The 14162-nt window shown below is 65.1% G+C and carries 12 protein-coding genes; all 12 read left to right on the plus strand.

The genetic code is table 11. The features are described from left to right. A complete protein-coding gene (locus tag CIT40_RS12645; protein WP_094896257.1) occupies nt 1-975 on the plus strand; it encodes an NAD-dependent epimerase/dehydratase family protein in 975 nt (324 codons plus the stop codon). Between the two features lies 1 nt (nt 976). After that, nucleotides 977-1726, plus strand: coding sequence for an SDR family oxidoreductase (locus CIT40_RS12650; RefSeq protein WP_094896258.1), 750 nt, complete (start codon nt 977-979; stop codon nt 1724-1726). Further along, a complete protein-coding gene (locus CIT40_RS12655) occupies nt 1723-3159 on the plus strand; it encodes an NAD(P)-binding domain-containing protein (protein WP_094896259.1) in 1437 nt (478 codons plus the stop codon). Before CIT40_RS12650 ends, CIT40_RS12655 begins: the two co-directional genes overlap by 4 nt. A 119-nt stretch (nt 3160-3278) precedes the next feature. Further along, the gene (locus tag CIT40_RS12660; protein ID WP_094896260.1) at nt 3279-4898 is read left to right on the plus strand and encodes an ABC transporter substrate-binding protein; all 1620 of its coding nucleotides are present in this window, start codon (nt 3279-3281) and stop codon (nt 4896-4898) included. Between the two features lie 28 nt (nt 4899-4926). Next, the gene (locus CIT40_RS12665; RefSeq protein WP_094896261.1) at nt 4927-5961 is read left to right on the plus strand and encodes an ABC transporter permease; all 1035 of its coding nucleotides are present in this window, start codon (nt 4927-4929) and stop codon (nt 5959-5961) included. Beyond that, a complete protein-coding gene (locus CIT40_RS12670) occupies nt 5958-6806 on the plus strand; it encodes an ABC transporter permease (protein ID WP_094896262.1) in 849 nt (282 codons plus the stop codon). Before CIT40_RS12665 ends, CIT40_RS12670 begins: the two co-directional genes overlap by 4 nt. Then, on the plus strand, nt 6803-8473 hold the full coding sequence (gene nikE, locus CIT40_RS12675; protein ID WP_094896263.1) for a nickel ABC transporter ATP-binding protein NikE: 1671 nt from the start codon (nt 6803-6805) through the stop codon (nt 8471-8473). Before CIT40_RS12670 ends, nikE begins: the two co-directional genes overlap by 4 nt. A gap of 141 nt (nt 8474-8614) precedes the next feature. Continuing rightward, nucleotides 8615-10216 (plus strand): ABC transporter substrate-binding protein, encoded by a 1602-nt coding sequence (locus tag CIT40_RS12680; protein WP_094896264.1) that lies wholly within the window; start codon nt 8615-8617, stop codon nt 10214-10216. Between the two features lie 17 nt (nt 10217-10233). Next, nucleotides 10234-11175: an ABC transporter permease gene (locus CIT40_RS12685; RefSeq protein ID WP_094896265.1), complete on the plus strand. Its 942-nt coding sequence runs from the start codon at nt 10234-10236 to the stop codon at nt 11173-11175. Then, nucleotides 11172-12095 (plus strand): ABC transporter permease, encoded by a 924-nt coding sequence (locus tag CIT40_RS12690; RefSeq protein WP_094896266.1) that lies wholly within the window; start codon nt 11172-11174, stop codon nt 12093-12095. Before CIT40_RS12685 ends, CIT40_RS12690 begins: the two co-directional genes overlap by 4 nt. Before the next feature lie 19 nt (nt 12096-12114). Further along, nucleotides 12115-13104 carry an ABC transporter ATP-binding protein gene (locus CIT40_RS12695; protein ID WP_162307469.1) on the plus strand — a complete coding sequence of 330 codons (990 nt, stop codon included), beginning with the start codon at nt 12115-12117 and terminating at the stop codon, nt 13102-13104. Further along, complete coding sequence (locus CIT40_RS12700) at nt 13101-14093, plus strand: ABC transporter ATP-binding protein (protein ID WP_094896268.1); 993 nt, start codon at nt 13101-13103, stop codon at nt 14091-14093. The genes CIT40_RS12695 and CIT40_RS12700 overlap by 4 nt, the downstream gene beginning before the upstream one ends. Nucleotides 14094-14162: the final 69 nt, after the last annotated feature.

Genomic DNA, 14162 nt, shown 5'->3' on the forward strand with positions numbered 1-14162 from the left:
ATGAAGGTCGTCATCTTTGGCGGCACGGGCTTTGTCGGCCTCAATCTCGCCGAGGTGCTGCTCGCGCGCGGCCATGAGGTGACGCTGTATGACCGTAAGCAACTGCCAACGGAAGCGGAGAGGTCCTTTGCCGACTACCGGGAACAGCTAACGGTCGTTCAGGGCGAGATCACGGACGTCGAAAGGATCGATCTTCTCGTCAAGAAGGGTTGCGATGCGATCGTCCTTGGCGCCGCGATAACTGCCGGCGAACACCTCGAACGCACCGCCACCTCAAGCATCCTCGAAGTCAACGTGATGGCTCAGATGCCGATCCTGAGCGCGGCGATCCGTCATGGCGTTCGGCGAGTCGTCAATCTCTCGTCGGCTTCCGCCTATGGTGCTGCGGGACAGCGTTACCCGGTGCTGGACGAGGAGACGCCCTGCGATCCGATTTCGTTCTACGCGATCAGCAAGTTCACCTCGGAGCGCTCGGTCGCGCGCCATGCCGAGCTCTGGGGCGGCGATTTCCTGAACGTGCGGCTGAGCGCGGTGTTCGGCCCGTGGGAGCGGACCGGCAAGGTGCGCGATACACCGAGCCTTCAGTTTCAGATCATGGCCGAGTTCGCTCGCTGCGGGCTGGCGCTCATGCCAAGCGCCGGGGTGAAGGACTGGATTTATGCCGTCGACGCGGCCGAAGCGGTCGCGGTGCTGATCGAGGCCGAGCGGCCGCGCCATCGGCTCTACAACATCTCGACCGGCGAGGCATGGTCCGCGCTGCAATGGGGCGAGGCTTTTGCGGCGCTGCATCCCGGTCTGGAGTGCCGGCTGGCGGCGTCCGGCGAGAAGACGTTCATCAAGCTCCACGGCGGGGATCGGGCGCCGATGTCGGTCGCGCGGATGGCCGATGAGTTCGGCTGGCGCGCACGATTCGGCTGCGCGGAATCGGCAGCTGCGATGAGCACCTGGTGGATGCTGCAGAAGGAGGGGATTTGAGATGCGGCTACAGGGGCGCACGGCCATCATCACCGGCGCGGGCTCGGGTATCGGCCGCGCCAGCGCCAAGCTGTTTGCGGAGGAGGGGGCGCGTCTTGCGCTCGTCGATCGCGATGCAGAGGGCCTCGAGGAAACACTGAACCTTGTGGGAGAGGCAACGACACATGTCGGTGACGTCGGTGATGCCGATCTGGCGGAGTCCGTCGTCGCGGCTGTCGTGGCCATGCACGGCCGGCTCGACGTCCTGATGACCGCGGCCGGATTCTCCGTCGGCGGCACGGTGCTGACGACGAGCGTGGACGATTGGGATGCCGTGTTCCGCGCCAATGTCGGCGGCACCTGGCTGTGGGCGCGAGCCGCGGTGCCGCGGATGCAGCAGCAGAAGCGCGGCTCGATCATCACGCTGGCGTCGCAGCTTGCGATTGCCGGCGGCAAGGGCAACAGCGCCTACATCGCCGCCAAGGGCGCCATCGTCAGCCTGACGCGGACGATGGCAGTGGATTTCGCCATCGACGGCATTCGCGTCAACGCCATCGCGCCGGGGGCGATCGATACGCCGATGCTTCGCCGCAGCTTTGCCCGGCACAAGAATTCGGACGAGGTGCGCGAAGCGTCCCGCAACCGGCATGCCATGAAGCGGTTCGGCGTGGCCGAGGAGATCGCGCAGACCGCTTTGCATCTGGCGAGCGATGCCTCCTCGTTCACGACCGGCACGGTGATGGTGGTCGACGGAGGCTGGCTCGCGGCATGAGTGAGGCGCTGACCAAACTTGAAGCGGACATTCGCGCCGATCTCGCCATGATCGCGCATCCCCACGCCGCCTGGCTCGAACCGAAGATCGGGCCGGATGGCAACGCTGCACTGGACGTGCTCATCGTCGGCGCCGGCCAGTCCGGCATCGCCATCGGCTTCGGCCTGATGCGCTCCCGCGTCAGCAACATCCTGCTGATCGACAAGGCCGAGGAGGGCAAGGAGGGCCCCTGGCTGACCTATGCCCGCATGCCCACGCTGCGCAGCCCGAAGGATTATACGGGGCCCGACCTCGATATCCCGAGCCTGACCTATCAGTCCTGGCATGAAGCCCGCTTCGGCAAGGAGAACTGGCAGACGCTGAACCTGATCCTCCGAGAGCATTGGGCAGAATATCTGCTTTGGCTGCGGCGGACGATCGGCTTGCCGGTGCGTAACGGCTGCGAGCTTCTGGAGATCGCGCCTGCATCGAACGGCCTGCTTGCCGCGCGCGTGAAACGCGCCGATGCGATCGAGACGCTCTATGCCCGCAAGATCGTGCTGGCTAGCGGGCAGGAGGGCATGGGCGAGTGGATGATTCCGGAGCATTTGCGTGATCTGCCGGCAGGCTCGGTCGCAACTGTCGCCGACGAGATCGACTTCGAAAGCCTCCGCGGCAAACGTGTTGCCGTGATCGGTGCCGGCGCATCCGCTTTCGACAATGCAGCGACCGCGCTGGAGGCAGGCGCCAGTGAGGTGCACCTGTTATGCCGCCGCGCGCAGATCCAGGTGATCCAACCCTACCGCTGGCTGACCTTCCGCGGTTTCCTGCGGCATCTGAGCGATCTCGACGATGCCTGGCGCTGGCGCTTCATGCGCACCATCCTCGACATGCGGGAAGGCTTCCCGCAGCCGACCTATGATCGATGCGCGCGTCATGCCAATTTCGCCTTGCATGAAGGCGCGCCACTCGAAGCCGCGCGGGCGACCGGAAAAGGCATTGAATTGCAGACGCCGCGCGGCGCCATCGCGGCGGACTTCGTCATCTGCGGCACCGGCATCGACATGAACTTTGCCGCGCGCGACGAGCTCTCCGGTTTCGCCGGCAATATCGCGACCTGGGCCGACCGCTACCGGCCGCCGGACAACGAGCGCAACGAACGGCTCGGCCGCTTCCCCTATCTCGCTGATGATTACGCCTTCACCGAGCGCGTGCCCGGAAAGACGCCCTGGATCTCCGACATCCATCTCTTCGCCATTGCGTCGACGATGAGCTTCGGCGCTTCGGGATCGTCCATCAATGCGATGACGACCGCAGTGCCGAAACTGGTGAACGGCCTGACGCGCGGCCTGTTTCGCGCGGATGTGGAACGGCACTGGGCCTCGCTCAGCGCGTACGACGTGCCGCAGGCCGTGGTTGCGCGGCCAGCGCGAAAAATGGAGGACTCGCGATGATGATCCATTCGCCGCCGTGGCGAAGTGTCCACGGCAGTCTCCCATGAGACTGGCGCGCAACTTGCTTCTTTCTTGACCATCTTGCCGGCATTCCTGCTCTAAAATTCAAGGGAAAACGAATGCGTTTTGTGTCTTTCAGGTCCGCGACCTCAGTTCTCGCCACCACTGCGCTGTTGCTCGTCGCCACCGCGCCTTCGCAGGCCCAGACCAGGGCGGAAACGCTGCGCTATGTCACCGGCGCATCCGTCAACACGCTCGATCCAAACATCCCCGGCTCGACGCGCGAGTCCTTCGCGCTGAGCATGAGCACCTATGACCGGCTGGTGGCGTTCGGCCGCAAGCAGCTCAATGGCAAATGGGTGTTCGATCTCGACAAGATCACCGGCGAACTCGCCGAATCCTACGATGTCAGTCCCGACGGGTTGAAGCTCACCTTCCGCCTGCGCAAGGACGCAAAATTCCAGGACGGCTCGCCCGTCACGGCCGAGGACGTCAAATGGTCGCTCGATCGCTGCGTCACCGCACCGATCCTCGGCAAGGCGCAGCTGCTCACGGGCTCCCTGACCTCTGCGGATCAGTTCAAGGTGATCGATCCTCTCACGATCGAGGTGACGTTGCCCAAGCCCGACAAGCTCGCGCTGCCGAATCTCGCCACCGTCTATCCCTTGATCATCAATTCGAAGCTGGCGAAGCAGCATGCCACCGCGGACGATCCCTGGGCCACCGCCTGGCTGAAGGAGAACACCGCAGGCAGCGGCGCCTATGTGATCGAGAGCTTCAAGCCGGGCGAGCAGGTGATCATCAAGCGCAACGAGGCCTGGAATCGCGGCTCGCCCGACAAGCCGGCCTTCTTCAAGCGCGTGATCATCCAATCGGTGCCGGAGCCGGCGACCCGCGCCAATCTGGTCGAACGCGGCGATGCCGATCTCGTGGTCGATCTCCAGGCCAGCGACGTTCAGTCGCTCGAGGCCAAGGGCAAGCTCAAGGTGATCTCGACGCCGCAATACAATTCGATCACCTTCGTCTCGATGAACAACCAGATCCCGCCTTTCGACAACGTCAATGTCCGCCGCGCCATCGCCGCGGCGCTGCCCTATGACGACATGTTCAAGGCCGCGCTGTTCGGCCGCGGCGCGCCGCTGTTCGGCGCGAGCTGGCCGGACGGCAAGCCGCTGAACGGCATCTATCCGTTCCAGCAGCCGGTGAAGCTCGATCTCGACAAGGCCAAGGAATATCTCAAGGCCGCCGGGCTCCCCGAGGGCTTCTCGACCACCTTCAGCTTCAATGTCGGCCAGGCCTCGACCGCCGAACCAATGGCCGCGTTGGTTAAGGAATCGCTCGGCAAGATCGGCGTCAAGGTCGACATCCAGAAGCTGCCGGATGCGCAGATGTCGACGCAGATCAACGAGAAGAAGCTGCCCTTCTTCACCGAGGGAATCGTCGCCTGGCTGCCGTCGACCGATTATTTCTACCGCAACTTCTACACCGGCAATCAGCGCTGGAACTACTCGTCGATCAACAACCCGGACCTTGCCGCGATCGCGCAGGAAGCCCGGTTCGAGCCGGACAAGGCCAAATACGAAGAGGACGGCCGCAAGCTCAACGCGATGCATGCCGACCTGATGCCGCAAATCATGCTGTGGCAGCCGAACCAGGATGCGGTGATGGCGTCGTCGATCGAGGGTTACACCTACGAGTTCCATCGCCAGGTCGACTATCGCGACGTCAGCCGCAAGTGATAGCGTCGGCCGAAAGGAGCTCCGCAAGGTGGTGACCGGTCTCGGTGCAACGATGGTGCGGGCGGGCCGGCGGCTGTTGTCGTCGCTGCCGGCGCTGTTCGGCGTGCTGGTCTTCACCTTCTTGCTGATGCGTGTGCTGCCCGGGGACCCCGCGGTGTTCTTCGCCTCGGGGCCCAATGCCGGCAAGGAGGAGATCGAGCAGATCCGCAAGCAAATGGGGCTCGACAAATCGGTGCCGGAGCAGCTCGTGTTCTATCTCTCCGATATCGGCCGCGGCAATCTCGGCCGCTCCATGATGACCGGGCAGCCGGTGTTGAAGGATCTGCGCGAGCGGCTGCCGGCCTCGCTGGAGCTCACCTTCACCGCGCTCCTGATCGCATTGATTTTCGCGGTACCGCTCGGCGTGCTCGCGGCGCTCCGGCCGGGATCTGCGGTCGATCACGGCGTGCGGCTGTTCTGCGCGCTCGGCGTCTGCGTGCCGACCTTCGTGTCGGGCCTGCTGCTGATCTATGTCTTCTACTATCTGCTCGGGCTTGCGCCTGATCCGACCGGGCGGATCGACGTCTTCACCTCGCTGCCGCCGCAGCATACGGGATTTCTCTCGATCGACTTCCTGCTCGCCAGCGATATCGAGGGGTGGTGGACGGCCTGCAAGCAATTGATCCTGCCGGCGGTGAGCATGGCGCTGTTCGTGATCGCGCCGCTGGCGCGGATCACACGGGCCTCGATGCTGGTCTCGCTCGGCAGCGACTTCGTGCGCACCGCGCGCTCGGTCGGATTGTCCTGGCGCAAGGTGGTCGTGACCTACGCCCTGCGCAATGCGATCCTCCCCGTCATCACCATCGCCGGCATCGTGTTTTCGACCATGCTGGGCGCCAACGTGCTGGTGGAGAAGGTGTTCTCCTGGCCCGGCGTTGCCTCCTATGCGCTCGATGCGCTGCTGTCCTCCGACTATGCGCCCGTGCAGGGCTTCGTGCTGCTGATGGCCAGCCTGTTCGTGCTGGTCAATCTGCTGGTGGACATCTGCTACGGTATCGCCGATCCCAGGGTGTCGATCGGATGACCAGCGCAACCTTCCGCCATTCGGTCTGGATCCTGCGCGGCAACCCGCTCACCGCAATTGCCGCGACCGGCGTGCTCCTGTTCGTGCTGGTTGCGATCGCCGGACCGTGGATCGTGCCTTACGATCCCGTGGCTTCCAATGTCTCGGAGGCCCTGCTGCCGCCGAGCGCGGCGCATATTGCCGGCACGGATCAGCTCGGGCGCGACGTGTTCAGCCGTCTCATCGTCGCCGCGGGTCTCGATCTTGCCATTGCGGTCTCGGCAGTCGGCATCTCCTTCGCGATCGGTGCAGTGGTCGGCTCGTTCTGCGGCTATGCCGGTGGCCGGCTCGATCGTGCCGTCGGCCGCTTCGTCGACGTGATGATGGCCTTTCCGCTGTTCGTGCTGGCGATGGCGATGGTCGCAGCGCTCGGCAACCGGATCGAGAACATCGTGATCGCGACCGCGATCATCAATCTTCCCTTCTACATCCGCTTCGCGCGGGCCGAGGTCAACGTCCGCCGCAATGTCGGCTGGGTGGAGGCGGCGCGCGCCTGCGGCGAGAGCCATTTCTCGGTGGTGCTGCGCTTCCTGCTGCCGAATATCCTGCCGGCGATGGCGGTGCAGATTTCGCTCAACCTCGGCTGGGCCATCCTCAACGCGGCGGGCCTGTCCTTCATCGGCCTGGGCGTCAAGCCGCCGACGCCGGAATGGGGCATCATGGTCGCGGAAGGCGCGCGCTTCATCTCGACGGGGCGGTGGTGGCTGGTCGCCTTTCCCGGCCTGGCGCTGATGATGGCCGTGCTGTGCTTCAATCTGCTCGGGGACGGGATGCGGGACATTCTCGACCCCCGCATGCGCACATGAGCGAGGCCCTGCTCAGCATCGACGACCTTCACGTCGCGTTCTCGACGCGACGCGGCATGGTCGAGGCCGTCCGCGGCGTGACGCTGACGGTCGGGAAGGGCGAGATGCTTGGCCTCGTCGGCGAGAGCGGCTCGGGCAAGTCGGTGACCGGCTTTGCGACCACACGGCTATTGGACCCCGCCGGACGCGTGACCGGCGGCAGGATCCTGTTTCGCGGACAGGACGTGACGAAGCTTGGGGGAGACGACCTCCGTCAGCTCCAGGGCGCCGCGATGTCGATGATCTTTCAGAACCCGCGGGCCGCGCTCAATCCGATCCGGGCGATCGGCTTGCAGATCGCGGACGCCATCCTCACCCACAAGCGTATCTCGAAAGACGCCGCGCGGGCCGAAGCGCTGGACCTGCTGCGCGCCGTTCAAATCCGCGAGCCCGAGGCGCGGATGAATGCCTATCCGCACGAGCTCTCCGGCGGCATGTGCCAGCGCGTCATGATCGCGATCGCGATCTCCTGCAATCCGGCGCTGCTGATCGCGGACGAGCCCACCACCGGCCTCGACGTCACCACGCAGAAGGTTGTGATGGATCTTCTGGCAGACATTGCCGCCGCGCGCGGCATGGCCACGATCCTGATCACGCATGATCTCGGGCTTGCCGCACGCTATTGCCGCCGCATCGCCGTGATGGAGCGCGGCCGCATCGTCGAGGAATCAGATCCCAGGACGCTCTTCTCCACGCCGCAGCACGCCTACACCAGGCGCCTCGTGGCGGCATCGCCGACCGCGACGTCGCGGATTGAAGACCTCGTGACGGAAGAGGAGCGGGAAGGCTACGCGGCCATGCTCGGCAAGCCGAGGCAGGAGCCCGCGTACGGAACGCCGCCGCTGCTCGAGGTGCGCGAGCTCGCCAAGCGCTTCGACGAGGGCTCCGCGGCGGTCGCGGATTTCTCGATGACGATGGCCGGCGGCGAGAGCGTCGGCCTCGTCGGCGAGTCCGGCTCGGGCAAGAGCACGACGTCGCGGATGATCTGCCGCCTGATCGATCCGAGCGAAGGCGACATCGTGTTCGACGGGCAGTCGATCGGCCATGTGGCGTCGCGTGATTTCCATCGCTCGCCCTTGCGCAAAGACATCCAGATGGTCTTCCAGGATCCGAATGAGAGCCTCAACCCGCGGTTCACCGCGTTCGACTGCATCGCTCATCCCCTGACGCGTCTCGACGGCATGCGGGCTGGCGACGCGCTGCGCACGCGGGTCGAGGAATGCGCCGAGCGCGTGGGACTGCCGCGCGATCTCCTGCCGCGGTTTCCGCACCAGCTCTCCGGCGGCCAGAAAGCCCGCGTCGGCATCGCGCGCGCCATCGCCTGCCGGCCGCGGCTCCTGGTGCTGGACGAGCCGACCGCAGCGCTCGATGTCTCGGTGCAGGCGGTGGTGCTGCAACTGCTTGACCGGCTCAGGCGCGAGAACGACATCGCGCTGCTGTTCGTCAGCCACGATCTCAACGTGGTGCGCATGCTCTGCGACCGCACCATCGTGCTGCGCAACGGCGCAATCGTCGAGCAGGGCGAGAGCCGGGCGCTGTTCGACAATCCGAAGACCGACTACACGCGCAAGCTGGTCGAGGCGATCCCCCATATCGACACCCGGCCGGCGCTGGCGGTTGCGCTTTGAAGCCCCAGCCGGTCGATCTGCCGACGAGATGCCGCTGGCGAAGGCCCGGCTAGTGGCATACCATTTGCACGCTAATGGGCTCAGGTTTCACCTGCTCTCGGCCAAATACGGCCGGCATCACGGCACTACTGGGAGGATTTCATGGATCGCAGGACCGTATTGAAGGGACTGGCCGGCGCGGGCGGTCTGGCATTGACAGGCATCTCGGCCCCGGCCATCGCGCAAGGCGCATCAGCCCGCACCCTGCGCTTCGTGCCGCAGGCCAACCTCGCCAATTTCGATCCGATCTGGGGCACGCAATATGTCGTGCGCAATGCCGCCGCGCTGGTCTGGGACACGCTCTACGGCATCGATTCCTCGCTGGTGCCGCAACGGCAGATGGTCGAGTCCGAGCAGGTTAGCGACGACGGCACGACCTGGACCTTCAAGCTGCGGCCGGGCCTCAAGTTCCATGATGGCGAGCCGGTGCTGAGCAAGGACGTCGTCGCGAGCCTGACGCGCTGGGCGGTGCGCGATCCGATGGGCCTGATGATCAAGGCGCTCCAGCAGGAACTCACCGCCGTCGACGACCGTACCTTCAAATGGGTTTTGAAGCAGCCCTTCCCGAAAATGCTCTATGCACTCGGCAAGAACAACTCGCCGTGCGCCTTCATCATGCCCGAGCGCATCGCGCAAACGGATCCGTTCAAGCAGATCGGCGACTATGTCGGCTCCGGCCCGATGAAGTTTACCAAGGCGGAGTGGGTTCCGGGCGCGAAGGCCGTGTTCGAGAAATTTGCCGACTATTCGCCGCGGCAGGAGAAGGCGTCATGGCTCGCCGGCGGCAAGCAGATGTTGGTTGATCGTATCGAATGGATCGTGATGCCGGATGCAGCCACCGCGGCCGCGGCGCTGCAGAACGGCGAGATCGACTGGTGGGAAAATCCGATCGCCGACCTCGTTCCGGTGCTGAAGAAGAACAAGAACATCAGCGTGGATATCGGCGATCCCCTCGGCAATATCGGCTCGTTCCGCATGAATTTCCTGTATCCGCCCTTCAACGACGTGCGGGCACGGCGCGCGGTGCTGATGGCGCTCAGCCAGGAAGACTACATGCGCGCGATCGTCGGCGACGACACCTCGCTGTGGAAGCCGCTGCCCGGCTTCTTCACGCCGGACACGCCGCTCTATAGCGAGATGGGCGGCGAAATCCTGAAGGGCAAGCGCGATCTCGACGCGGCCAAGAAGCTGCTCGCCGAGAGCGGCTATTCCGGCCAGCCGGTGACGTGCCTCGTCGCGCAGGATCAGCCCATCACCAAGGCGCAAGGCGACGTCACCGCGGACCTGCTGAAGCGGCTCGGCATGAATGTCGATTTCGTCGCGACCGACTGGGGCACGGTCGGCTCCCGCCGCGCACTGAAGACCCCTCCGGGCCAGGGCGGCTGGAACATGTTCCACACCTGGCACGCGGGCGCGGACTGCACCAACCCCGCGCCCTACACCGCCATACGCGCCAATGGCGACAAGGCCTGGTTCGGCTGGCCGACCAGCGCAGGTACCGAGAAGGAAGTCACGTCCTGGTTCGAGGCCAAGAACCTCGACGAGGAGAAGGCCGCCATCGGCCGCCTCAACAAGGCGGCGCTCGATGACGTCGTCTACGCGCCGACCGGCTTCTTCCTGAGCTACACGGCTTGGCGCAAGAACGTCTCCGGCATCACCAAGGGGCCGCTGCCGTTCTTCTGGGGCGTTTCGAAATCCGCATGATCGCGCACTGAAGCCAGATGCTCTCCTACATCCTCCGTCGCATCGTCTCGACATTGCCGGTCATGGCGATCGTCGCGCTGTTCGTGTTCAGCCTGCTCTACATCGCGCCGGGGGATCCCGCCGTGGTGATCGCGGGCGATCAGGCGAGCCCGGAGGATGTGGAGCGCATCCGTCAGAGCCTGGGTCTCGATCGTCCGTTCCTGATCCAGTTCGGAGGCTGGGTCTGGCGCATCCTGCACGGCGATCTCGGCACCTCGATCTTCACCAATCTGCCGGTCTCGGCGATGATCGGACAGCGACTCGGGCCCACGCTGTCGCTGATGACCGTCACGCTGCTGCTCACGATCGTGATCGCGGTGCCGCTCGGCGTGGTAGCGGCCTGGAAGGCCGGCAGCCTGATCGACCGCGTCATCATGGGCTTTGCCGTGTTCGGCTTCTCGCTGCCCGTCTTCGTGGTCGGCTACATGCTCGCCTACATCTTTGCACTCGAGTTGGAATGGCTTCCGGTGCAGGGCTACACGCCGCTGGCCCAGGGCTTCTGGCCCTGGCTGGAGAATTTGATTCTTCCGGCGGTCGCGCTCGGCTGCGTCTATATCGCGCTGATCGCGCGCATCACCCGCGCCACCATGCTCGAAGTGCTGCAGCAGGATTATATCCGCACCGCGCGGGCCAAGGGCCTCGGGCAGGGCGGCATCCTGTTCGTTCACGCGTTGAAGAACGCGGCGGTGCCGATCGTCACCGTGATCGGGATCGGTATCGCGCTGCTGATCGGCGGTGCGGTCGTCACCGAAAGCGTGTTTGCGATTCCCGGCCTCGGCCGGCTCACGATCGATGCGATCCTGCGCCGCGACTATCCCGTCATCCAGGGCATCGTGCTGCTGTTCAGCTTCGTCTACGTCCTCGTCAATCTGATGATCGACGTCATCTATACGCTCGTTGACCCGAGGATCCGCTATTGACCGACACCACCGTCAATCCGCAGGCGCTTCCGGCCGGATTCGTCCTCGCGCCGCAACTGCCGGAGATCCTTCGGCCGGTCAAGATCCGGCGCGGTCTCATCGGCTTCCTGCGCGGTCATCCGACGGTCGCAATCGGCGGCGCCCTGCTGCTGACGCTGGTCCTGATTGCGATCTTCGCACCCTATCTCGGAACGGTCGATCCGACGGCGCTCGCGCCTGCCAAACGCACGCGCGCGCCTTCGGCGGACTACTGGTTTGGCTCCGACGTGCTCGGACGCGACATCTATTCACGCGTGCTGTTCGGTGCGCGGGTTTCCCTCACGGTCGGCCTGTCGGTCGCGATCTTCGCATCCGTGGCCGGCCTTGCGATCGGCATGGTCTCCGGCTTCATCCGCTGGGCCGACGGCATCCTGATGCGCTTCATGGACGGCTTGATGTCGATCCCGCCGATCCTGCTCGCGATCGCGCTGATGGCGCTGACGCGCGGCAGCGTCGGTAACGTCATCCTGGCGATCACCGTTGCGGAGATCCCGCGCGTCTCGCGCCTCGTGCGCAGCGTCGTGCTGTCGTTGCGCGAGCAGCCTTATGTGGATGCCGCGGTCGCCTGCGGCACGCGCACGCCGATGATCATCCTCCGCCACATCCTGCCCAACACGGTGGCGCCGATGCTGGTGCAGGCGACCTATATTTGCGCCAGCGCCATGATCACCGAGGCGATCCTGTCCTTCATCGGCGCCGGCACGCCGCCGACCATTCCGTCGTGGGGGAACATCATGGCCGAGGGCCGCGCGCTGTGGCAGGTCAAGCCCTACATCGTGTTCTTTCCGGCGGCCTTCCTGTCCGTCACCGTGCTCGCGGTGAATCTGCTCGGCGACGGCCTTCGCGATGCGCTCGATCCGCGCATGGCCAAGAGCCTCTGATGGCACGGGGCTGATCGCGATGGCATTGCTCGAAGTCGAGAATCTACAGACTCATTTCCGCACCCCGAGCGGCATCAACCGCGCGGTCGACGGGGTGTCGTTTCATGTCAACGAGGGCGAGACGCTGGCCATCGTCGGCGAATCCGGCTGCGGCAAGTCCGTAACCTCGATGTCGCTGATGCGGCTGATCCCAGAGCCGCCGGGCAGGATCGCAGGCGCGATCCGCTTTGCAGGGCGAGACCTGCTGCAACTCTCCGATCGCGAGATGCGCGCGATCCGCGGCAACGACATCTCGATGATCTTCCAGGAGCCGATGACGAGCCTCAATCCGGTGCTCACCGTCGGCCGGCAGATCCGCGAAACGCTGATGATCCATCAGGGCCTGGACAAGACGGCAGCGGAGGCGCACGCGGTCGAAATGTTGACGCTGGTCGGTATTCCCGAACCGGGGCGCCGGGTGCGCGAATATCCGCACCAGCTCTCCGGCGGCATGCGCCAGCGCGTGATGATCGCCATTGCGCTCGCCTGCAATCCCAAGCTTCTCATTGCCGACGAGCCGACCACCGCGCTCGACGTGACGATCCAGGCGCAGATCCTGAAGCTGATGCTGGACCTCAAGAGCCGGGTCGGCGCCGCCATCATCCTGATCACCCACGACCTCGGCGTCGTCGCCGAGATCGCCGAGCGCGTCATGGTGATGTATGCGGGCCGCAAGGTCGAGGAGGCGCCGGTCGCCGAGCTGTTTCGCGCGCCGCGGCATCCCTACACGCAGGGCCTGCTAGGTGCGGTGCCGCGGCTCGGCTCGTCGCTCACGGGCACGGCAAGACGGCTCGCGGAAATTCCCGGGCAGGTGCCCGATCTGCGCAAGCCGATCACAGGCTGTGTCTTTGCCGGCCGCTGTGCGCTTGCGACCGATCTGTGCCGCCAATATGCGCCGGGGCTCGAAGAGAAGGGCCCTCGTCACGTCGCCGCCTGCCACTATTCGGCCAAGGGAGCCGTCGCGGCATGAGCCCTCCGTTGCTCCAGGTCAACGACCTCAAGAAGCACTTTCCGGTCAACAAGGGCTTCTTCGGCCGAAAGACCGAATTCGTCTATGCAGTGGACGGCGTGTCGTTCGAGATCGCGCGCGGCGAGACGCTATCGCTGGTCGGTGAATCCGGCTGCGGCAAATCCACGGTCGGCCGCGCCATTTTGCGGCTGTTCGACATCACCGCAGGGCAGGTCATCCTCGACGGCCAGCGTATCGACGATGCCCATCCCAGCACGATGCGCCAGATGCGACGCCGCGTGCAGGTGGTGTTCCAGGATCCGTTCTCCAGCCTCAATCCGCGCATGCGCGTGCGCGACATCCTGGCCGAGCCGATCCGCAATTTCGGCCTCGCCAAATCGGCGGAGGACCTCGAGGTGCGCGTCACCTCCCTGATGGACACCGTGCGCCTGCCGCGCGAGGCTCTGAACCGCAGGCCGCACGAGTTCTCCGGTGGCCAGCGCCAGCGCATCGGCATTGCCCGCGCGCTCGCGGCCGAACCCGAACTGATCGTGTGCGACGAGGCGGTCTCGGCGCTCGACGTCTCGGTCAAGGCGCAGATCGTCAATTTGCTGCAGGATCTCCAGAACGAATTTGGCCTCGCGCTGCTGTTCATCAGCCACGACCTCGCTATCGTCGAGCACATGACCCACCGCGTCGCGGTGATGTATCTCGGCAAGATCGTGGAGGTGGCGCCGCGCCGCGAGATCTTTGCCGCGCCAAGGCACCCCTACACCAAGGCGCTTCTGTCGGCAGTGCCGCTGCCCGAACCCGGCGCCCAGCGCAATCCCATCATCCTCAAGGGCGACGTTCCGAGCCCGATCAACCCGCCGAAGGGCTGCCGCTTCCACACCCGCTGCCCGCTCGTGTTCGATCGCTGCCGGGTCGAAGAGCCGGTGCTTCGCGCAGCCGGGGCCGAGCAGTGGGTGGCCTGTCATCTCGACGACGGCGCCGCGACCATCGGTGTTTAAATATCGAAATCTCGCAAGAATTTCGCTTGCGAAAACAATGGCTTGCTACTGTGCATGGGGTTGTTTTCG

Origin of the sequence: Bradyrhizobium amphicarpaeae (assembly GCF_002266435.3) — a bacterium.
Taxonomy (GTDB): Bacteria; Pseudomonadota; Alphaproteobacteria; order Rhizobiales; family Xanthobacteraceae; genus Bradyrhizobium; species Bradyrhizobium amphicarpaeae.